Origin of the sequence: Sediminivirga luteola, assembly GCF_014639315.1 — a bacterium.
GTDB classification, from domain to species: domain Bacteria; phylum Actinomycetota; class Actinomycetes; order Actinomycetales; family Brevibacteriaceae; genus Sediminivirga; species Sediminivirga luteola.
In genome coordinates, this window is sequence record NZ_BMFY01000013.1 from 1 (window position 1) to 20,104 (window position 20,104).

20 protein-coding genes are annotated in these 20,104 nt (G+C 70.8%); 12 read left to right on the forward strand and 8 right to left on the reverse strand.

Annotated features, from left to right (window positions below; genetic code table 11):
• The 3 genes from IEW13_RS13245 to tkt all read right to left on the reverse strand — a co-directional run.
• Positions 1–1,298: phosphoglucose isomerase-related protein (locus IEW13_RS13245; protein ID WP_188551408.1), on the reverse strand; the 1,298-nt coding region annotated here is incomplete at its 3' end.
• A 24-nt stretch (positions 1,299–1,322) separates the two neighbouring features.
• A complete protein-coding gene (gene tal, locus IEW13_RS13250; RefSeq protein ID WP_188551409.1) occupies positions 1,323–2,441 on the reverse strand; it encodes a transaldolase in 1,119 nt (372 codons plus the stop codon).
• Positions 2,438–4,543, reverse strand: coding sequence for a transketolase (gene tkt / locus IEW13_RS13255; protein ID WP_188551410.1), 2,106 nt, complete (start codon positions 4,541–4,543; stop codon positions 2,438–2,440). The genes tal and tkt overlap by 4 nt, the downstream gene beginning before the upstream one ends.
• Before the next feature lie 253 nt (positions 4,544–4,796).
• On the opposite strand from tkt, the gene IEW13_RS13260 reads away from it, so the two are divergent.
• On the forward strand, positions 4,797–5,729 hold the full coding sequence (locus IEW13_RS13260) for a heme o synthase (RefSeq protein WP_229745173.1): 933 nt from the start codon (positions 4,797–4,799) through the stop codon (positions 5,727–5,729).
• Here IEW13_RS13260 and IEW13_RS13265 read toward each other — a convergent pair.
• On the reverse strand, positions 5,719–6,645 hold the full coding sequence (locus IEW13_RS13265) for an NADP-dependent oxidoreductase (protein ID WP_188551412.1): 927 nt from the start codon (positions 6,643–6,645) through the stop codon (positions 5,719–5,721). The two genes, IEW13_RS13260 and IEW13_RS13265, sit on opposite strands and share 11 nt — an antisense overlap.
• A 71-nt stretch (positions 6,646–6,716) precedes the next feature.
• Positions 6,717–7,184, reverse strand: coding sequence for a DUF3592 domain-containing protein (locus IEW13_RS13270; protein ID WP_188551413.1), 468 nt, complete (start codon positions 7,182–7,184; stop codon positions 6,717–6,719).
• A 113-nt stretch (positions 7,185–7,297) separates the two neighbouring features.
• On the opposite strand from IEW13_RS13270, the gene IEW13_RS13275 reads away from it, so the two are divergent.
• Positions 7,298–8,080, forward strand: a complete 783-nt coding sequence (locus IEW13_RS13275; RefSeq protein ID WP_188551414.1) for a hypothetical protein — start codon at positions 7,298–7,300, stop codon at positions 8,078–8,080.
• Here IEW13_RS13275 and IEW13_RS13280 read toward each other — a convergent pair.
• The 3 genes from IEW13_RS13280 to IEW13_RS13290 are packed head-to-tail and all read right to left on the reverse strand — an operon-like array spanning position 8,077 to position 10,740.
• The gene (locus IEW13_RS13280) at positions 8,077–9,015 is read right to left on the reverse strand and encodes a COX15/CtaA family protein (protein ID WP_188551415.1); all 939 of its coding nucleotides are present in this window, start codon (positions 9,013–9,015) and stop codon (positions 8,077–8,079) included. The two genes, IEW13_RS13275 and IEW13_RS13280, sit on opposite strands and share 4 nt — an antisense overlap.
• Before the next feature lies 1 nt (position 9,016).
• Entirely contained in the window at positions 9,017–9,799 is a 783-nt protein-coding gene (locus tag IEW13_RS13285) for an ABC transporter permease (protein WP_188551416.1), read from the reverse strand.
• On the reverse strand, positions 9,796–10,740 hold the full coding sequence (locus IEW13_RS13290) for an ABC transporter ATP-binding protein (protein WP_188551417.1): 945 nt from the start codon (positions 10,738–10,740) through the stop codon (positions 9,796–9,798). The genes IEW13_RS13285 and IEW13_RS13290 overlap by 4 nt, the downstream gene beginning before the upstream one ends.
• A 232-nt stretch (positions 10,741–10,972) precedes the next feature.
• Between IEW13_RS13290 and IEW13_RS13295 the strand changes: the two genes are divergently transcribed.
• The 10 genes from IEW13_RS13295 (at position 10,973) to IEW13_RS13340 (ending at position 20,091) form a co-directional block, all read left to right on the forward strand.
• Positions 10,973–11,695 carry a helix-turn-helix transcriptional regulator gene (locus IEW13_RS13295; protein ID WP_229745163.1) on the forward strand — a complete coding sequence of 241 codons (723 nt, stop codon included), beginning with the start codon at positions 10,973–10,975 and terminating at the stop codon, positions 11,693–11,695.
• Positions 11,688–13,124 carry a Fe-S cluster assembly protein SufB gene (gene sufB / locus IEW13_RS13300; RefSeq protein ID WP_308420829.1) on the forward strand — a complete coding sequence of 479 codons (1,437 nt, stop codon included), beginning with the start codon at positions 11,688–11,690 and terminating at the stop codon, positions 13,122–13,124. Before IEW13_RS13295 ends, sufB begins: the two co-directional genes overlap by 8 nt.
• Positions 13,125–13,228: 104 nt before the next feature.
• Positions 13,229–14,434: a Fe-S cluster assembly protein SufD gene (gene sufD, locus IEW13_RS13305; RefSeq protein ID WP_308420830.1), complete on the forward strand. Its 1,206-nt coding sequence runs from the start codon at positions 13,229–13,231 to the stop codon at positions 14,432–14,434.
• Complete coding sequence (locus tag IEW13_RS13310) at positions 14,431–14,763, forward strand: non-heme iron oxygenase ferredoxin subunit (protein WP_188551418.1); 333 nt, start codon at positions 14,431–14,433, stop codon at positions 14,761–14,763. The genes sufD and IEW13_RS13310 overlap by 4 nt, the downstream gene beginning before the upstream one ends.
• 14 nt (positions 14,764–14,777) lie before the next feature.
• Positions 14,778–15,536, forward strand: coding sequence for a Fe-S cluster assembly ATPase SufC (gene sufC / locus IEW13_RS13315; RefSeq protein ID WP_188551419.1), 759 nt, complete (start codon positions 14,778–14,780; stop codon positions 15,534–15,536).
• An 11-nt stretch (positions 15,537–15,547) separates the two neighbouring features.
• On the forward strand, positions 15,548–16,837 hold the full coding sequence (locus IEW13_RS13320) for an aminotransferase class V-fold PLP-dependent enzyme (protein WP_188551420.1): 1,290 nt from the start codon (positions 15,548–15,550) through the stop codon (positions 16,835–16,837).
• Between the two features lie 83 nt (positions 16,838–16,920).
• Positions 16,921–17,442, forward strand: a complete 522-nt coding sequence (gene sufU / locus IEW13_RS13325) for a Fe-S cluster assembly sulfur transfer protein SufU (protein ID WP_188551421.1) — start codon at positions 16,921–16,923, stop codon at positions 17,440–17,442.
• Positions 17,442–17,777, forward strand: a complete 336-nt coding sequence (locus IEW13_RS13330; protein ID WP_188551422.1) for a metal-sulfur cluster assembly factor — start codon at positions 17,442–17,444, stop codon at positions 17,775–17,777. The genes sufU and IEW13_RS13330 overlap by 1 nt, the downstream gene beginning before the upstream one ends.
• Entirely contained in the window at positions 17,777–18,478 is a 702-nt protein-coding gene (locus tag IEW13_RS13335) for a ribonuclease H family protein (RefSeq protein ID WP_188551423.1), read from the forward strand. Before IEW13_RS13330 ends, IEW13_RS13335 begins: the two co-directional genes overlap by 1 nt.
• Before the next feature lie 14 nt (positions 18,479–18,492).
• Positions 18,493–20,091, forward strand: a complete 1,599-nt coding sequence (locus IEW13_RS13340; RefSeq protein WP_188551424.1) for an ABC-F family ATP-binding cassette domain-containing protein — start codon at positions 18,493–18,495, stop codon at positions 20,089–20,091.
• The last annotated feature ends 13 nt before the right edge of the window (positions 20,092–20,104 follow it).

The window sequence follows — 20,104 nt, forward strand, 5'->3', positions numbered from 1 at the left end:
AAGCGGTCCAGATACGCCTGGATCGCCAGGTACCCGTACTCGGGGGCCGCATGGAGCAGCGCGTCGATCGCCTCGTGCAGGGTGCGGGCGTGGCCCAGATCCAGCGCCAGCGCATAGACGTCCACCGCGCCGTCCGTGAAGGCGGGCTCGCCGGAGGCAGGCGCCTCGCCGCTCAGCAGGGAGCGCGCGGCGACCTTGGCGGCCTCCACGTCCGGCTGGTCGAAGGGGTTGATGCCGATGCTGTAGCCCGCCACCGCGATGGCGTACTCCCACAGCAGGAACGACTCGCCGAGGCGCCCGGAAACGGCGGCGGCCAGTCCCGAGGCCGGGGCGATGTCGGGCCGGGAGGATCCCAGGAACAACAGGATGGCGTCGGCACGGGCATCGGCGAAGCCGGGGGCGTCAGGCGACTCCACCACGACCGGCAGCAGGCCCCTGCCGTCCTTGCCGGTGGATTCGGCGACCAGCTGCTCCATCCAGGCGCCGAAGCCGGGCAGGCCCGAGCCGTGGTCGGCGATGACGAGCTTCTCCGAGTCCCGGGCGTGCGCCGCTCCGAGGAACGCCCCCAGCCGCAGTGCCGGGTTCTCCGGGGCGTCGGCGGTGAGCACCGGCAGCACCTCCTGGGCCTCCTGCAGCAGAGCGCCGATGTCGGCCCCCGCCAGCCCCGCCGGCACCAGGCCGAAGGCGGTCAGGGCGCTGAACCGGCCGCCGACGGTGTCGTCGGCCAGGAACACGCGGCGGTATCCGCTTTCCTCGGCGAGGCGGTGCAGGGGAGAGCCGGGATCCGTCACCACCACGATCCGGGAGGCGGGGTCGACGCCGATGGCCTCGAATGCGGCGCTGAAGGCACGCCGGTGCGAGTCGGTCTCCACCGTGCCGCCCGACTTGGAGGAGACCACCAGCAGAGTGCGGGACAGATCAGTGCCGATGGCCTCGGCCACCTGCCCGGAATCGGTGGTGTCGAGGACCTCCAGCTCCACGCCGTAGGTGGCGGCGATGACCTCCGGGGCCAGCGAGGAACCGCCCATGCCGGCCAGCGTGATCCGGTCGATTCCCTCTGCGCGCAGTTCCTCGCGCAGCCCGATGATCTCCTCCACCAGGGGCACCGAGCGCTCCGGGGCGTGCACCCAGCCGAGCCGCTTGGCGGCCTCCTCCTCGGCGGCCGGGCCCCAGAGCGTCGCATCGCCGGCGGCGATGCGGGAGGCGACCTTGGCCGTGACCAGATCCCCGAGCTCGTTCTCGAACTCCTCCGGGGAGGGATATCCGACGTGCAACTCCAAGGTGGTGTCCTCGCTCATTGACGCTCCTTCGCTCGGTGTGGTTTAGCGGGCCTGCTCCAGCTGCCCTCGCACGGTCTGCAGCAGCTCGGCCCAGCTGGCGTCGAACTTCTCCAGTCCCTCCCGCTCGAGCACCTCGGCGACCTCGGCGTAGTCGATGCCCTGGGCGGCCAGGGCGTCGAGCACCGCATCGGCCTCGTCCCCGCGGCCGCTGACGACATCGCCCTCGACCGTGCCGTGGTCGGCGAAGGCCTCCAGGGTCGCCTCGGGCATGGTGTTCACGGTGTTCGGCGCGACCAGCCCCGTCACGTACATGGTGTCCGGGTAGTCGGGGTTCTTCACGCCGGTGGAGGCCCACAGCGGCCGCTGCGGATGCGCGCCGGCAAGCTGCAGGACGTCCCAGCGGGCGGAGCTGAACAGCTCCTGGTAGATCTGGTAGGCCAGCACGCTGTTGGCGATGCCCGCCTTGCCACGCAGCTGCAGCGCCTGCTCGGTGCCGAGCGCCTCCAGGCGCTTGTCCACCTCGGTGTCGACCCGGGAGACGAAGATCGAGGCCACCGAGCGGATGGCGGACAGGTCGATGCCGGCCTCCTGGGCCCGTTCCAGACCGGCCAGATAGGCCTCGACGACGGCGCGGTACCGCTGCAGCGAGAACACCAGCGTGACATTGACGCTGATCCCCGCCGCGATGACCTCCGTGATCGCCGGCAGGCCCGCCTCGGTGGCGGGGATCTTGATCATCACATTGGGCTTGCCGATGGTCTCCCAGAGGCGCTTGGCGGCCGCGACGGTGCCCTCGGTGTCGTGCGCCAGCCGCGGATCGACCTCGATCGAGACGCGGCCGTCCTTGCCCTGCGTGGACTCGTACAGCGGTGCGAACACCTCCGCGGCGGCGGCCACATCGCGGGTGGTGATGGCGAACACGGCCTCGTCGACGTCCCTCTCGGACACCGCTCCGGTGCCGGCCGCCGCGAGCTCGCGGACCTGGGTCTCATAGGCGGCGCCGTTGCGCAGCGCCTGGGCGAAGATGGTCGGATTGGTGGTGATGCCGACGACCTCGCGGGTGTCGATGAGTTCTTGCAGATTGCCGGACTCGATCCGTTCCCGGGACAGGTCGTCGAGCCACACGGACACGCCGGCGGCGCTCAGCTGGGACAGGCTCACTTGGCGAACTCCTTCACATCGGCGATGGACTCCCGTGCGGCCTGCGCCACGGCCTCCGGGGTGATGCCGAACTCGGTGTACAGGCGCTGGTAGTCGGCCGAGGCACCGAAGTGCTCCAGCGACACGTTCCGGCCGAAGCTGCCGGTGTAGCGGTGCCAGCTCTGCGCGGAGCCGGCCTCGACGGAGACCCGGGCGCGCAGCTGACGCGGCAGCACCGATTCGCGGTACTCCTCGTCCTGCGCGTCGAACCACTCCTGGCAGGGCACCGAGACGACGCGGGCCGCGATGCCCTCGGCCGCCAGGATGCGCTGGCCTGCCAGGGCGATGGCCACCTCGGATCCGCTGGCCAGGAGCACCACGTCGGGGGTGCCCTCGGGGTCCTTGAGCACATAGGCGCCGCGAGAGGCGAGGGAGGCCGGGGCCAGGCCCGAGCCCTCCGAGCGGTCCAGCACCGGGACGGCCTGGCGGGTGAGCGCCAGGCCGGCGGGCCGGTCGCGGTGCCGGAGCACCGTCAGCCAGGCGTGCGCGGTTTCGTTGGCGTCGGCGGGCCGCACCACGTCGAGGTTCGGGATGGCCCGCAGCGCGGACAGGTGCTCTACGGGCTGGTGCGTCGGTCCGTCCTCGCCCAGGCCGATCGAATCGTGCGTCCAGACGAAGGTGACCGGGAGCTCCTGCAGCGCCGCGAGCCGGACCGCGGCCCGCTGGTAGTCGCTGAACACCAGGAAGGTGGCCGCGTAGGGCAGGGTCGGCCCGTGCAGGGCGATGCCGTTGGCGATCAGGCCGGCGGCGAACTCCCGCACCCCGAAGTGCAGGTTGCGCCCGTAGGGGTTGCCCTTGAACTTCGCGCTGGAGCGGTCCTCGGGCAGGAAGCTCTCATCGGCGGAGATGATGGTGTTGTTGGAGCCGGCGAGGTCCGCCGAGCCGCCCCACAGTTCGGGCAGCACCGGGCCGATGGCGTTCAGCACCTTGCCGGAGGCGGCACGGGTGGCGACGCCCTTCTCCTCGTCGGGCGCGAACTCCGGCAGCGCCGCCTCCAGCTCCGCCTCGGGCAGCTGCCCGGCGCGCAGCCGCTCCAGCAGCGCGGCCCGCTCCGGCTCGGCCGCCTTCCAGGAGTCGAACCGCTCCAGCCAGGACTGCTCCAGCACCTGCCCGCGCTCACGCGCGGCACGGGTGTGGGCCAGCACCTCCTCGGCGACCGCGAAGTCCTCGTCCGGGTCGAAGCCGAGCAGCTCCTTGGTGGCGCGGACCTCGTCGGCGCCGAGGGCCGCCCCGTGGGAGCCGCCGGTGCCCCGGGCGTTCGGTGCCGGCCAGGCGATGATGGTCGAGAGCCGGATGAAGGTGGGGGCGTCCGTCCGGGCGCGGCCGCGCTCGATGGCGGCGTGCAGCGCCTCGACGTCCTCGTGGTACTCCGTCCCGCCCTGGGTGAAGTCGACGTGCTCCACGTGCCAGCCGTAGGCGCGGTACCGGGCCTCGACGTCCTCGGTGAAGGCGATCGAGGTGTCGTCCTCGATCGAGATGCGATTGTCGTCCCAGATCACCACCAGATCGGAGAGGCGCTGCGTACCGGCGAGGGAGCTGGCCTCGCCGGAGACGCCCTCCTGCAGATCGCCGTCGGAGGCGATCACGAAGACGGTGTGGTCGAAGGGCGACTCGCCGGCGGGGGTATGCGGATCGAAGAGCCCCCGTTCACGCCGGGCGGCGAAGGCGAAGCCGACGGCGGAGGCGAGCCCCGAGCCGAGCGGGCCGGTGGTGATCTCCACGCCGTCGGTGTGCCCCACCTCGGGATGTCCCGGGGTCAGCGAGCCCCAGGTGCGCAGCGCCTTCAGATCGTCCAGCTCAAGCCGGTACCCGGCCAGGAACAGCTGGATGTACTGGGTCAGGCTGGAGTGGCCGGCCGAGAGCACGAAGCGGTCCCGGCCCAGCCACTGCGGATTGGCGGGGCTGTGCCGCATGACCTTCTGGTAGAGCAGGTACGCCGCCGGGGCCAGGCTCATGGCGGTGCCGGGGTGTCCGTGCCCGGCCCGCTGCACCGCATCGGCGGCGAGCATACGAGCGGTGTCGACCGCCCGTGCATCAAGATCTGACCAGTCCAGAGAAGTCATGGTGCCTCGTGTGTCCCTTTCGGTGCGGGGGTCTGGTTGTAAGGAGCGGTCGCGGGCCGCCTGCGGGAACATAGCCGAACGTGAAGAACAATACCGCCTCGGCCACGCCCGCTGGAGGCTTCGCCTCCATGGGCGAGACGCGGTAGTATGGTCGAGGATTCGACCGCCGGTAGAAAAGAAGAGGATCGTGACGGCACTGAACCCCCACTCGCAGGACGCCGGCTCGCGCGAGGACCGCGAGGGCGAGGCGCCGCTGCAGCGCATTCTGGACGAGGCGAAGGCGCCCCCGCGCAAGCGGTCCAAGCTGGCGGCGTACATCTCACTGACCAAGCCGCGCGTGATCGAGCTGCTGCTGGTCACCACCGCTCCCGTGATGTTCCTCGCACAGGGCGGCATGCCGGATATCTGGCTCATGATCGCCACCCTCATCGGCGGCGCCATGGCGGCCGCCAGTGCCTCGGTGATGAACTGCTACATCGACCGGGACATCGACGCGAAGATGGAGCGGACGCAGAACCGCCCGCTGGTCACCGGGGAGATCACGCCGATGCAGGCGCTCGCCTTCGGCCTGGCCCTGGGCGTCGGCTCGATCTTCTGGCTCGGCGGCTTCACCAACTGGGTGGCGGCCGGCCTGACCGCGGTCGCGATCCTCATCTACGTGGTCGGCTACACCATCATCCTCAAGCGCTACACCGCGCAGAACATCGTCTGGGGCGGCTCCGCCGGATGCATGCCGGTGCTGATCGGCTGGAGCGCCGTGACCGGCTCGCTCAGCTGGGAGCCCGTCCTGCTGTTCCTGGTGGTGTTCTTCTGGACCCCGCCGCACTACTGGCCCCTGGCGATCAAGTACCAGGCCGACTACGAGGCGGCCAAGGTGCCGATGCTCCCGGCGGTCGCCCCGCCGGTGAGCGTGGGCCGGCAGATCATCGGCTACAGCTGGGCGATGGTGCTCAGCAGCCTCGCCCTGATCCCGCTGGCGCCGATGGGCCCCATCTACACGGTCGCCTCGGTGCTGGCCGGCGCATGGTTCCTCAAGCTCTGCTACGACCTCACCCGGCGCGCCAAGCGGGGCCTGGCCGGCACCCAGCTGAAGGCCATGAAGGTCTTCCACGCCTCGATCACCTACCTGACCGTGCTGTTCATCGCGGTGGCGGTGGATCCGTTCTTCAACCCGTTCACCGGGTGACGTCGATGATGAGCTTGCCGCGGGCCTGACCGTCGCGGCTGAGCGCGAGGGCCTCGGCGCCCTCCGCGAGCGGGAACACCCGGTCGATCTCCACCCGCAGCGAGCCCTCCGCCACCAGCCTCAGTAGCGTGGCCAGCCGCGCGCCGTCGGGCCGCACCCAGATCCACCGCCCGCCGGCCTCGGCGACGCCCGGATCGGCGATGGAGACGTGCCGGCCGCCGGGGCGCAGCACGGCCAGCGTGTCGTCGAGGACGCCACCGACGAAGTCCGCCACCGCGGTGACCCCGTCCGGTGCATGCTCGCGTACCCGGTCCGGCAGTCCCTCCCCGTAGCTCAGGGGAGTCACGCCCAGCGCGCGGAGCCGCTCGTGATTGGCCTCAGAGGCGGTGCCCAGCACGGTGGCGCCGGCGGCGACCGCCAGCTGGGCGGCCAGATGGCCCACCCCGCCGGAGGCGGCGTGGATGAGCACGGTGTCCCCGGGACCGAGCGGATCCAGCGCCTCCAGGGAGCGCAGCGCCGTGAGCCCGGCCAGCGGCAGGCCGGCGGCGGCCTCGTCGCTGACGCCCTCGGGAACGGCCGCGACGGAGGTCGCCGGGACGGCGACGTACTCGGCGTAGGTCCCTCCGGAGACGACGTCCTTGCGGGCGTAGGCGGCGACCCGCTGGCCCACCTGGAACTCCGGGACGTCCGGTCCCAGCGCGGCCACGGTGCCGGTGACGTCCCAGCCGGGCACCACCGGGAAGACGACGTCGATCATGCCGTCGAGGCCGCCGGCCATGAGCTTCCAGTCGACCGGGTTGACCGCGGCCCGATGGACCTGGATCAGCACGGCGCCGGGAGCGACCTTGGGCGTCGGCAGCTCGGTCAGGGACAGGGACCCGGGATCTCCGTAGGCGGAGTAGCTGAGTGCTCGCATACCGGCGTGAACGCCGCGCGGGGTTGCGGGCATTCCCGCCGCGCGTGCGATCCTCGTGGAGGAGAGCCGCCTCAGAGCCGCGAGAGGATTCCCGCCACGGCCCCCAGCACTCCGAGGATCACGAACAGCCCGCCGAACACGGCGCCCAGGGCGATCAGGAAGATGCCCAGCCGGTCCCGTCCCGGCACCGCAGAGATCGCCGGGTTCCGCGGATCCACCAGGACGTCGAGCTGCTGGCCGATGAACTGCTGTCCCATGCCGCTGGTCTTGAACACCGTCCCGGTGCGCAGCGCGTGCTGTCCTCCGGAGGGCGCGGAATCCCACCAGCGGCCGTGGAACTGGTAGCGCACCATCGGATGGTAGGCGTAGGTCGAGTCGACGGACTGCGCCCGCACCGCCACGATGGTGGCCCGGACCGGGACGCCCTCGGCGGTGAGCCGGTGGCGTCGCCTGAGCCGCACCGCGCCTGCGATGATCGCGGCGGTGCACAGCCCGAGCACGAGGACGATTCCCAGCACGGGGAGAAGCAGTGCCGTCATGGCCCCAGTATGACGCCCGGCAGCTGTGCCGGGAGGGCGCTCACGCGGCGCGTGGCCGGACTGGCACATCGGCGTCCCGCGGTGACCGGCCGCGGTGGGGCACGATGGGTGGCATGAGCCAGCAGCCTCCGGTGCCGCCCCGTCCCGAGCAGCCACCCCCGTTCCCTCCCCGACAACTGGATCGGATTCCGGTGCCCCCGCCGGAGAGCCTCGAACCTGCCGGGCGCCCGGTCCGGGCTTCGCGGCCCGATGCCGAGAGCACCGTGCCCGGCTGGTGGGGAGACGTCCGGCGGATGCTGATCTACGCGGCCTGCAGTGCCATCCTGTGGACGGCGGTGCTGTGGCTGGCAGGCTTCGGCATTCTGCGGCACAACGGCCGTCAGGTGGAGCTGGACGTCGTGCTGGTGGGCGTGCTGGCCGGCGCGCCGGGACTCGCTTGGCCGTTCCTGCAGTTCGCGCCCCGGCGCCCAGACCATGGATTCCGGCTGCGGGGATTGCCGGTGCTCATGCTGCTCACCATCCCGGCCGGAGCGCTCATCCATCTCGCGGCGATGCTGCTGTGGCCGCTGATCGCGGGCGGGCGGGCCGTGCCCGGCACTGTCGCCGCTGAGCTGCACCGCGATCCGGCGGCGCTGGCCCTGGTGTTCGTCTTCCTCGTCGCGGGCATGTCCTGGTTCAGCGTCATCGTCCAGGTGATGATCCGCTGGCCGGTCAAGGGCGCCCTGATCTGCCTGCTGCCGTTCCTGGGCGCCGTGTTCCTGTTCATGTTCAGCGGGGTGCGGATCTTCGAGAACCCGCCGGCCGGGCAGGCGCTCCTCGTCTGGTCCGTGGCCGCCGTAGCGGGCCTGGCGGCGGTCTGTGCCGTCTCGGCGCTGTTCTCGCGGCGGAAGGCCTAGGCCGGTACGGGGTCCGGAGCCCGCCTGGCGGGTGCCAGCGGGGTGCGGCGGACATCGGCGTCGAGCAGGTTCGCCGTCGCGGCGATCGCGGCGCAGGAGCCGATCAGGTGGATCGACACCAGCCACTCCGGCAGGCCGGTGAAGTACTGAATGTAGCCGATGGTGCCCTGCAGCAGCTGGGCGCCGAGCAGCAGGGCCGCCGCGCGGATGAGCGTGCGGTCGTGCCGCGCCACCGCGATGATGAGGAACGCCACCGTGCAGGCCACCAGGAGCCACACCGGGACCGCGTGCAGCCGGGACATCAGGGCGGGGTCGAAGCCGTTGCGCGGCGTGTTCGCGTCACCGGCGTGGGGTCCGGCGCCGGTGGCGATGACCCCGAGCAGCACGGTGATCGCGGTGAGCACGCCGATGGCCGGCAGCAGCGCGCGCGGCAGCCCCGCCGAACGCCGGCCCAGGCGGTCGCCGGCGTCGTAGGTGCGGCGGACGAACAGCGCGGAGACGGCCACCGCCACGGCCGAGGGCAGGAAGTGGGCGGCCACCACCCAGGGGTTCAGGCCGGTCCAGACGGTGATCCCGCCGATCAGCGCCTGCACCGGGACGATGGCCGTGAGGCCCACCGCCATGAAAAACAGGTCGCGCCGCTGCCGGCGGAGCCGCCACAACAGCAGGATGGTGAGCACGCCGAGGATCCCCAGCCCCACGCCCAGCAGGCGGTTGCCGAACTCGATGAAGCCGTGCAGGCCCATCTCGGGGGTGTTGACGTAGGAATCCTCCGTGCAGCGGGGCCACTCAGGGCAGCCGAGGCCGGATCCGGTGAGGCGGACGACGCCGCCGGTGAAGACGATCGTGGACTGCGCCACCAGCATGGCCCATGCGGCGGCACGGACGCGGCGGTCGACGAAGGCGGGCAGGCGGTCGCGGAACGCGGGACTCATATCAGCTCCATCTGAACCAGCGTACGGTGGCGAGGTAGGCCGCGGCGGCCCACAGGACGAGGACGAGCGCGGCGGCGAGGTCGAGCCGGCCCTCCAGGAGGGCGGCGCGCATGCCCTGGCCGAGCGCGCCAGGCGGCAGGGCGGCCGTGACGGCGCCCCACGCCCCGGTGTGCTCCACCAGGAGCCCGCCGCCGGCCAGGAACAGCACCCAGAGCAGATTCGCCCCGGCCAGGGTGGCCTCCGCCCGTAGCGTACCGGCCACGAGCAGCCCGAGGGCCAGGAACGCCGCGGTTCCCAGCAGCAGCATGAGTGCCCCGGGCAGCAGCATCGGCAGGCTGGGGCGCCAGCCGAGCGCGGCGGCGACGAGCCCCATCACGAGGGTCTGCACCACGAGGACGGCGAGCACCGCCAGGAGCTTGCCCTGCACGAGCCCGGACCGGCCCAGTGGCGTGGTGGCCAGGTGCCGGAGCACGCCGTAACGGCGGTCGAAACCGGTGGCGATGGCCTGGCCGGTGAAGGCCGTGGAGACCACGCAGACGGCCAGGACGCCGGGCAGGACGAGCGCGACGGGGGCCTCGGCGGGATCGCCCATCCGGTCCAGCAGGCCGCGGGCGTCCAGCAGTCCCGTGGTGGACAGGCCGATGAGGATGATGACCGGCAGCAGGATCGACAGCAGCAGCTGCTCGCCGTGGCGCAGCGTCGCCAGGGCCTCGAACCGCGCCTGCGCCAGCACGCGCCGGATGCGCGCTCCGGTGGCGGCAGCCGGGTTGGCGGCGGGGCTCATCGCAGGCTCCTTCCGGTGAGGTCGAGGAACACGTCCTCCAGGGTGCGCTGTTCCAGCGCCAGGGCGGTCACCTCGGAGCCGTGCTGGATCACCGCGCCGGTGAGCTCGTGCACGGCGGTGGTGGACACCTTGCCGGTGAGCGTCACGGTGGCGCCTGAGATCCGCAGCTCGTGGCCATGCCGGGCGGCGAGGGCCTCGAGCGCCTCCTGCAGCACAGGCTCGGGCCGCTGGGCGAGTTCCAGTCGCAGCCGGCGGACCGGTTCACCGTGGATCTCGGCACCGACCAGGGCGCCGGGGGTGCCGCGGGCGATCACGGTGCCGTGATCGACGATGACGACGTCGTCGGCCAGCCGCTCGGCGTCGTCGATGGTGTGCGTGGTGAGGACGATGGCGGTGCCGCGGGCGCGCAGTTCCTCCACGACCTCCCAGACCGCCAGCCGCGCCTGCGGGTCCATGCCGGCGGTGGGCTCGTCCAGGAACACCAGCTCAGGTTCGCCGACGAGCGCCGCTGCCAGCGCCACGCGCTGGCGTTCGCCGCCGGAGAGCCGTCGCACGGTGCGTCCGGCGAAGGCGGTGATGCCCAGCCGCTCGGCGAACTCGTCGATGTCCCGGGTGCGCGGGTAGAGCCGGGACAGATGCCGCAGCACCTCCATCGGGCGGCTGCCCATGGGGAGCCCGCCGTCCTGCAGCATCACGCCGGTGCGCGGGCTGGTCGCGGCGGCCTGGGCCACGGGATCGGCGCCGAAGGCGCGGACCGTCCCGGCGTCCGGGCGCAGCAGCCCGACGGCGAGGGCGATGGTGGTGGACTTCCCCGCGCCGTTGGGTCCGAGCAGGGCGAGGATGCTGCCGGGGGAGGCGCTCAGTGAGATTCCGGCGAGCGCCTGCACGGGACCGAAGGATTTGTGCACCCCATCGAGGGTGAGGACGGCGGCAGAGGGCATAGGGCTTCAGTCTACCGTTGTTCTACTCGAAGTAGAGAACCCGAGGCCCAAGTGGAGAACCCGAGGGCTTAGGGCACCCTTGTTTCCGCCCCGGAATATTTTTCGACATGATTGTCTTGTGAATATCGAGAGGGGGCGTAGTGTGATCACACGCAAGTCCACTGTCGATGGCGGCGGCCGCGCAGGCGGTGCCGGAACTGCCGGCAGGATAGGCGCGGGCAGCTCGCAGGACATGAAGACCCGGCAGCGGGTCTTCGCGGCCATCCTGGAGCACGGGCCGATCCCGGCCTCCCGCCTCGCGCAGCAGATGAACCTGACGCCGGCGGCGATCCGGCGCCATCTCGACGCGCTCGTGCGCGCCGGCCGGATCGAGGTCCGCTCGGTGGGCCGTCCGAACGCCGGCCGCGGCCGCCCGGCACGCAACTACGTGGTGACCTCCGACGGCCACGAAGACCTGGAGACCGCCTACGACGAACTCGCCGTCGATGTCCTGGGGTACCTCCAGGAGCACGCCGGCGAGGGCGCCGTGGCCGAGTTCGCCAGGCGCCGGATGGAGGCGATCGAGCGTAGAGTGGCTCCCGCCGTGGAGGCAGCCGGCCCGGAGGTCGCGGCGAAGTCCCGCGCCCTGGGCGAGGCGCTCTCGCGGGAGGGCTACTCGGCCTCGGCCACCCCGGTCGCGGCGGGCACCCCGATGGAGGCCATGCAGCTGTGCCAGGGGCACTGCCCGATCCAGCAGGTCGCCGCGGAGTTCCCCGAATTCTGCGAGGTCGAGCGGGAGAGCTTCGCCAGGATGCTCGGCGTCGATGTGCGGAGGCTGTCCACGCTCGCCAACGGCGACCACGTCTGCACCACCCACATCCCGACCTCCAACTTCCACCGGCCACTGCTCGACATCCCGTACGGCTCGTACGGAGCACGCACCCGAACCAGCACGAAGGAGGCTTCCGGTGACTGATACCGCGGAGACCAACCACATCATCGAGGCGAACCCGCAGCTGAAGGACATCGGCAACTACGCCTACGGCTGGGCCGATCCGGACGTCGCCGGCGCGACCGCCAAGCGCGGCCTGAGCGAGGCCGTCGTGCGGGAGATCTCCGGCCTGAAGAACGAGCCGGAGTGGATGCTCCAGCGCCGGCTCAAGGGCCTGAAGATGTTCGAGCGCAAGCCCATGCCGACCTGGGGCGGCGATCTGACCGGGATCGACTTCGACGACATCAAGTACTTCGTCCGGTCCACCGAGAAGCAGGCCCAGACCTGGGATGACCTGCCCGAGGACATTAAGCGCACCTACGACAAGCTGGGCATCCCCGAGGCGGAGAAGCAGCGCCTCGTGGCCGGCGTCGCCGCGCAGTACGAATCCGAGGTGGTCTACCACAAGATCAACGAGGAGCTCGAGAGCCAGGGCGTCATCTTCCTCGACACCGACACCGCCCTGCGGGAGCACCCGGAGATCTTCGAGGAGTACTTCGGCACCGTGATCCCGACCGGCGACAACAAGTTCGCCGCGCTCAACACGGCCGTGTGGTCCGGCGGCTCCTTCATCTACGTCCCCAAAGGCGTTCACGTGGAGATCCCGCTGCAGGCCTACTTCCGGATCAACACCGAGAACATGGGCCAGTTCGAGCGCACGCTCATCATCGCCGACGAGGGCTCCTACGTGCACTACGTCGAGGGCTGCACCGCGCCGATCTACAAGTCGGACTCGTTGCACTCGGCCGTCGTGGAGATCATCTGCAAGAAGAACTCCCGGGTGCGCTACACGACGATCCAGAACTGGTCGAACAACGTGTACAACCTGGTGACCAAGCGCGCCGTCGCGGAAGAGGGCGCCACCATGGAGTGGGTCGACGGCAACATCGGCTCCAAGGTGACCATGAAGTACCCGGCCATCTGGCTGACCGGGCCGCACGCCCGCGGCGAGACCCTCTCCGTGGCATTCGCCGGCAACGGCCAGCACCAGGACACCGGGGCCAAGATGGTGCACGCCGCCCCGCACACCTCCTCGTCCATCGTGTCGAAGTCCGTGGCCCGTGGCGGCGGCCGGGCCGGTTACCGGGGACTGGTGCAGGTGCAGCCGGGCGCGGAGCACTCCTCCAACACGGTGCTGTGCGACGCTCTGCTGGTCGACAACATCTCCCGGTCCGACACCTACCCCTATATCGACATCCGGGAGGACGACGTCTCCCTCGGCCACGAGGCGACGGTGTCGAAGGTGAGCGAGGACCAGTTGTTCTACCTCATGTCCCGCGGCCTGGAGGAGACCGAGGCCATGGCGATGATCGTGCGCGGGTTCATCGAGCCGATCGCGCGCGAGCTTCCGATGGAGTACGCGCTGGAACTCAACCGGCTGATCGAGCTCCAGATGGAGGGCGCGGTCGGCTGACGCCGCCGGTGCCTTTGGAAGGCACCCCGCCAGGCGATGCCTGTGCACCCGTGAAGACATCGATGTACGTGAGCGCCTGCGCGCTAAGGAGGCAGACGAAAGACGTGACCGCAGCAGCCAATGAATCCGTCCAGGCGGGCCAGCCCGCTCAGCACGGTGCCGTGCCGCATTCGCACGGCGCCGGCGCCCAGGTGCCGGCCTTGTCCCGTGACGACCGCATCCGCTCCTTCGATCCCGCGGACTACCCGCAGGTCACCGGCACCCAGGAGGAGTGGCGCTACACGCCGCTGAAGCAGATCGGCGATCTGCTCGTCGACGAAGCCGGCACCGGCACGCTCGGCGCCGAGGAGGCTCTTCCCGCGGGCGTGACCAGCCGGGCCATCGGCCTGGAGGAGGCGCGCGCGCTGGGCATCCCGGCGCCGGAGGACCGCCCGGCTGCGATCGCCGCCGCCCGCGCGCCGCAGGTGCTGCACTACGACATCGCGCAGGACGCGCAGCTGAGCGAGCCGGTTTTCATCGGCTTCACCGGGACCGATGCCGGGCAGGTGGCGCACAGCCATGTGGCGATCACGGCCGGGGCGAACTCCACCGCGACCGTCGTGATCGAGCACAAGGGAGAGGCCAAGCTCAGCCAGCTGCTCTCCACCGTCATCGGCGCCGGTGCCAAGCTGACCGTCATCTCGCTCCAGCTCTGGGACGATGAGGCGGTGCACCTGGCCCAGCACGACGGCAAGGTCGGCCGCGACGCCGAGTACAAGCACATCGCCATCAGCCTGGGCGGCAAGATCGTCCGGGTGGCCTCGAACGTCGTCTACGACGGCCCCGGCGGCGACGCCCGCCTGCTGGGCCTGTACTTCGCCGATGCCGGGCAGTACCTGGAGCACCGCACCTTCATCGACCACAACGCGCCGAACGCCAACTCGGACGTGCTCTACAAGGGCGCGCTCCAGGGCGAGGGCGCGCACACGGTCTGGGTGGGCGATGTGCTCATCCGGAACGAGGCGCTGGGCATCAACACGTACGAGCTGAACCGGAACCTGGTGCTCACGGACGGCGCCCGCGCCGACTCGGTGCCGAACCTGGAGATCGAGACCGGCGAGATCGAAGGAGCCGGCCATGCCTCCTCCACCGGCCGCTTCGACGAGGAGCACCTGTTCTACCTGATGTCCCGCGGCATCCCCGAGATCGTCGCCCGCCGCCTCGTGGTGCGCGGCTTCTTCAACGAGGTCATCCAGCAGATCAAGGTGCCCGAGGTGGAGGCCCGCCTGATGGATGCCATCGAGGAGGAGCTGCAGCGGAGCATGCTGTGAGCTTCGCCGTGGCCTGCGCCAGGTCCGAGCTCGCCCCCGGCAAGGCCGTGAGGGCCGAGGTGGGAGAGCGCGAGCTGTGCATCGTGCAGGACGAATCCGGCACCGTGCACGCCCTGGACGACATCTGCACGCACGGCGACGTCTCGCTCTCCGAGGGCGAGGTCGAAGGCTGCACGATCGAGTGCTGGGGCCACGGCTCCCGCTTCGACCTGACCACGGGCGAGCCGCAGACCCCGCCGGCCTGGGAGCCGGTCAGGGTCTACCCCGTCTCCCTGGAGGGCGAGGACGTCCTGGTCGACATCGACAACCCGATCAACCCGAGCACGTAGAGAAAGAGAACGACATGCCTACACTGTCCATCCGCGATCTGCATGTGAGCGTCGAGACCGATCAGGGCGCCAAGGAGATCCTCAAGGGCGTCAACCTGGACATCAACTCCAATGAGACTCATGCCGTCATGGGCCCCAACGGCTCCGGCAAGTCCACCCTCGCCTACTCCCTGGCGGGCCACCCCAAGTACGAGGTGACCGCCGGCACCGCCGAGCTCGACGGCGAGGACCTGCTGGAGATGTCCGTGGACGAGCGGGCCCGCGCCGGCCTGTTCCTGGCCATGCAGTACCCGGTGGAGGTTCCCGGCGTCACGGTGACGAACTTCCTGCGCTCGGCCAAGACCGCCATCGACGGCGAGGCCCCCAAGCTGCGCACCTGGACCAAGGAGCTGAACGCCGCCATGGAGGCGCTCCGGGTCGATCCGAGCTTCGCCGCGCGCAACGTGAACGAGGGCTTCTCCGGGGGTGAGAAGAAGCGCCAGGAGATCCTCCAGATGGAGCTGCTCAAGCCGAAGTTCGCGGTGCTCGACGAGACCGACTCCGGCCTCGACGTGGACGCGCTGCGCGTGGTTTCCGAGGGGGTCAACCGGGCGAAGCAGAACACCGATGTGGGCATCCTGCTGATCACGCACTACACCCGGATCCTGCAGTACATCAAGCCGGATCACGTGCACGTCTTCGTCGACGGCAGGGTCGCCGAGGAAGGCGGCCCGGAACTGGCCGAGCGGCTGGAGAACGAAGGCTACGACCGGTTCCTGAGCGCGACGGCCTGAAGGGACGGGTGATGTTCGACGCGGCCGAGGTGGAGCGCATCCGCAACGACTTCCCGCTGCTGGGGCACTACCAGGAGCAGGAGGCCGGCGGGCGCCGGCTGGCCTACCTCGACTCCGGGGCGACGTCGCAGAAGCCGCTGAGCGTGCTGGAGGCGGAGCAGGAGTTCTACGAGCGCCGCAACGCCGCAGTGCACCGCGGTGCGCACCAGCTGGCGGTGGAGGCGACCGAGGCGTTCGAGGACGCCCGCGCTGCCGTGGCCGGGTTCGTCGGCGCCGGCGAGCGCGAGATCGTCTGGGCGAAGAACGCCACGGAGGCGCTCAACCTCGTCGCCTACGGCTTCGTCAACGCCAGTGCCGGGCTCGGCGGCCCGGAGGCGGAGCGCTTCCGGATCGGGCCGGGCGCCAACCTGGTCATCACCGAGATGGAGCACCACGCCAATCTGGTGCCCTGGCAGCAGGTCGCGGCGCACACCGGAGCCGAACTGCGGGTCATCCCGGTGACGGATGCCGGTCGTCTCGACCTGGAGCGGGCCGAGGCGCTGGTGGACTCCGCCACCGCCGTGCTGGCCTTCACCCACGCCTCGAACGTCCTGGGCACCGTCAACCCGGCCCGGCGCCTGGTCGATCTGGCCCGCGCCCACGACGCCGTCACGGTGCTGGACGCCTGCCAGTCGGTGCCGCACTTCGGCGTGGACCTGCCCGCGCTCGGCGTCGACTTCGCCGCCTTCTCCGGGCACAAGATGCTCGGGCCCACCGGCATCGGCGTGCTGTACGGGCGCGCCGAGCTGCTGGACGCCCTGCCGCCCTTCCTGACCGGCGGTTCCATGATCACGACGGTCGACTACCAGCAGGCCTCCTTCATGCCGGCCCCGCAGCGGTTCGAAGCCGGCACCCAGCCGGTGGCCCAGGCGGTGGGACTGGCCGCGGCGGCGCGTTACCTGGCCGAGACCGGCATGGACCGGATCGCCGCCTGGGAGGAACACCTGGCCGGGCGGATGCTCGCCGGCCTGCAGGAGATCCCTGGAGTGCGCGTCATCGGCCCGGAGGAGATCGGCCAGCCGGGGGACCGGCTGGCGACGGTCGCCTTCGACGTGGAAGGGGTCCACGCCCACGATGTGGGCCAGTTCCTGGACGAACGGGGTATCGCGGTGCGGGTGGGTCACCACTGCGCGCAACCGCTGCACCGGCGGTTCGGCGTGACCGCGACCACCAGGGCCAGCGCCTACCTGCACACGACCGAGGAGGAGATCGACGTCCTCCTTGGCACGGTCGCCGAGGTTCGCGGCTTCTTCCTCCGGTGAGCGCACGGGGCAGATGAACACGGGGACGATGGACGCGGGCAGATGAAGGAGACGAGCTGCATGAGGGACGTGAGGGACACGGCATGAGCCTGGAACAGCTGTACCAGCAGGTCATCCTCGATCACGCGCGGCAGCGGCACGGCAACACCGTGCCGATCTCCGGCCTGCCCGAGGTGCCGCGCCCGCCGTACTTCGGCCATTCCCATCAGGTGAACCCGACCTGCGGTGACGAGATCACCGTCGAGGTGGAGCGGCGGGAAGAGGACGGGCGGATCGTGCTGCGCTGGGACGGCCAGGGCTGCTCGATCTCCATGGCCTCGGCCAGCGTGCTCTCCGAGCTGGCCCAGGAGGCGAAGCCGGACGAGGTCGCACCGGTCATGGCCGGCTTCCAGGCGCTCATGCACTCCCGGGGCCAGGGCGCACCGGACGAGGAACTGCTGGGCGATGCTGCGGCCTTCCACGGGGTGTCCCGCTATCCCGCGCGGATCAAATGCGCGCTGCTGGCCTGGAAGGCCTTCGAGGACGCGCTGCGCCAGGCCAGCGCCGACTATCCTGACGAGAACGGCGACCGGAGCACCGGTGCCGGACGGAACGAGGAGGACTGATGCCCGAGGTCATCGACGGGCCCACCAATGCCACGCCCGAGGAGGTCGCCGAGGCCCTGAAAGACGTCGTCGATCCCGAACTCGGGGTCAACATCGTCGATCTCGGCCTGGTCTACGGCCTCTCCGTGGAGGACGACGGCACCGCCGTCATCGAGATGACGCTCACCTCCGCCGCCTGCCCGCTCACCGACGTGATCGAGGACCAGACCCGCGAGAGCCTGATGGACATCGTGCCGCAGTACCGGATCAACTGGGTCTGGATGCCGCCGTGGGGACCGGAGCGGATCACCCCCGACGGCCGGGAGCAGATGCGCGCGCTCGGCTTCAACATCTAGTGGCCGGCGCCACGGACGACGCGCTGCACGCGGCGGTTGACGGCTCCGCGCTCGGCAACCCGGGCCCGGCCGGCTGGGCCTGGTACATCGACGAGGACCGCTGGGCCGCCGGCGGCTGGCCGCGCGCGACGAACAACCAGGGCGAGCTGCAAGCGGTGAGCGAGCTGCTGCGCGCCACCGCGCACCTGGACCGGCCGCTGCACATCCTGTGCGACAGCCAGTACGTGATCAACGCGGTGACCTCCTGGCTGCCGGGATGGAAACGCCGCGGCTGGAAGAAGGCCGACGGCAAGCCGGTGCTCAACCGCGAGCAGCTGCAGGAGATCGACGCCGCGATGGCCGGCCGCGATGTCACCTTCGAGTGGGTCAAGGGGCACAACGACCACGAGCTCAACGAGGCGGCCGATCTCCGCGCCCGTGCCGCGGCGACCGCGTTCCAGCGCGGTGAGCCGGTTCCCGCCGGGCCCGGCCTGGGCGATCGCCCGGATGCCGGAGCCGGGCGCGAGCCGGGCGGCCCGTCGTCCGACGGTCAGCCCGGCGCCGGGCCGGAGGCGCCGCGTCCCCGCAGTCAGGTCGTCACCTGTACCCTGGAGGCCGGCGAGGCGGACGAGATCGTCCGCCGGGCCCGGGACCGCGGCGTCAGGCCGCAGGAGGAACTCGCCCGGCTGATCCGCGCCGGAATGTCCGCGCTCTACACCTGAAGGAGGCTGCTGCCATGATCTCTGTGAGCGGCCTCGAGCTGCGCGCCGGCGCGCGCGTGCTGATGTCCGATGTGAGCTTCCACGTGAACCGCGGTGAACGCGTCGGCCTGGTCGGCCGCAACGGCGCCGGGAAGACGACCCTGACGAAAGCCCTCATGGGCGAGGTCCTGCCGGCGTCCGGCACGGTCAGCCACACCGGCGACGTCGGCTACCTGCCGCAGGACCCCCGCACCGGGGATCTGTCCCTCACCGGCCTGGAGCGCATCCTGGAGGCGCGCGATCTGGCGCAGATCCTCCGGCGGATGCGGAAAGCCGAGGAGCAGATGTCCTCCCCGGACGCGAACGTGATGACCAAGGCCATCGACCGGTACCCCCGCATAGAGGCCGAGTTCCTGGCCAAGGGCGGGTACGCGGCCGAGTCGGAGGCGCTGGGCATCGCCGCGAACCTCGGCCTGGACGCCGGGCTGCTCGGCCAGCGCATCGACACCCTTTCCGGCGGCCAGCGCCGCAGGGTGGAGCTGGCGCGGATCCTGTTCGCGGCGCCGGACACCATGATCCTGGACGAGCCGACCAACCACCTGGACGCCGAGTCGATCCTGTGGCTGCGGGACTACCTCGCCGTCTATCCCGGTGCCCTCATCGTCATCAGCCACGATGTGGAACTGCTCGACCACGTGGTCAACAAGGTGTTCTTCCTCGACGCCGGCCGCTCCGTGATCGACGTGTACGCCATGTCCTACTCCCTGTTCCTCAAACAGCGCGAGTCGGATGAGCGCCGCCGGCGCCGGGAGCGCGCCAACGCCGAGAAGAAGGCCGCCGCGCTCAGCGCCCAGGCGGACAAGATGCGGGCCAAGGCCACCAAGGCGGTGGCCGCGCAGAACATGGCCAAACGCGCCGAGCGGATGCTCGCCGGGCTGGAGGCCGAGCGCGCCCAGGACAAAGTCGCGCATCTGCGCTTCCCGCAGCCGGCACCCTGCGGCCGAGTGCCGCTGAGCGCCAGCGGCCTGTCGAAGTCCTATGGCTCGCTGGAGATCTTCACCGGCGTGGACTTGAGCATCGACCGCGGCTCGCGCGTGGTGGTGCTCGGCTTCAACGGCGCCGGCAAGACGACGCTGCTGAAGCTGCTGGCCGGTCTGGAGCAGCCCGATTCCGGCGCGGTGGAGCACGGCCACGGCCTCAAGCTCGGCTATTACGCCCAGGAGCACGAGACCCTCGACACCTCCCGCACGGTGCTGGAGAACATGCGCTCGGCGGCCCCGGATCTGGACGACACCGGCGTGCGCACCGTGCTGGGGTCGTTCCTGTTCTCCGGCGACGATGTGCACAAGCCCGCGGGCGTGCTCTCCGGTGGGGAGAAGACCCGGCTGGCCCTGGCCACCCTGGTGGTCTCCAGCGCCAATGTCCTGCTGCTGGACGAGCCCACGAACAACCTGGATCCCGCCAGCCGCGAGGAGATCCTCTCGGCCATCCGCCGCTACGAGGGCGCCATCGTCCTGGTCACGCACGACGAGGGCGCGGTGGCGGCGCTGGAACCGGACCGGGTGCTGCTGCTCCCGGACGGCGACGAGGACCTGTGGAGCACCGACTACCAGGAGCTCGTGGCGCTGGCCTGAACGGCCGACGGTT

Coding starts and splice junctions, on each gene's coding strand:
- IEW13_RS13295 (WP_229745163.1), top strand. CDS start 10,973: ATGAAGACCCGGCAGCGGGTCTTCGCGGCCATCCTGGAGCACGGGCCG.
- IEW13_RS13290 (WP_188551417.1), bottom strand. CDS start 10,740: ATGCCCTCTGCCGCCGTCCTCACCCTCGATGGGGTGCACAAATCCTTC.
- sufU (WP_188551421.1), top strand. CDS start 16,921: ATGAGCCTGGAACAGCTGTACCAGCAGGTCATCCTCGATCACGCGCGG.
- IEW13_RS13320 (WP_188551420.1), top strand. CDS start 15,548: ATGTTCGACGCGGCCGAGGTGGAGCGCATCCGCAACGACTTCCCGCTG.
- IEW13_RS13270 (WP_188551413.1), bottom strand. CDS start 7,184: ATGACGGCACTGCTTCTCCCCGTGCTGGGAATCGTCCTCGTGCTCGGG.
- IEW13_RS13340 (WP_188551424.1), top strand. CDS start 18,493: ATGATCTCTGTGAGCGGCCTCGAGCTGCGCGCCGGCGCGCGCGTGCTG.
- IEW13_RS13265 (WP_188551412.1), bottom strand. CDS start 6,645: ATGCGAGCACTCAGCTACTCCGCCTACGGAGATCCCGGGTCCCTGTCC.
- sufC (WP_188551419.1), top strand. CDS start 14,778: ATGCCTACACTGTCCATCCGCGATCTGCATGTGAGCGTCGAGACCGAT.
- tkt (WP_188551410.1), bottom strand. CDS start 4,543: ATGACTTCTCTGGACTGGTCAGATCTTGATGCACGGGCGGTCGACACC.
- IEW13_RS13280 (WP_188551415.1), bottom strand. CDS start 9,015: ATGAGTCCCGCGTTCCGCGACCGCCTGCCCGCCTTCGTCGACCGCCGC.
- IEW13_RS13275 (WP_188551414.1), top strand. CDS start 7,298: ATGAGCCAGCAGCCTCCGGTGCCGCCCCGTCCCGAGCAGCCACCCCCG.
- IEW13_RS13330 (WP_188551422.1), top strand. CDS start 17,442: ATGCCCGAGGTCATCGACGGGCCCACCAATGCCACGCCCGAGGAGGTC.
- IEW13_RS13285 (WP_188551416.1), bottom strand. CDS start 9,799: ATGAGCCCCGCCGCCAACCCGGCTGCCGCCACCGGAGCGCGCATCCGG.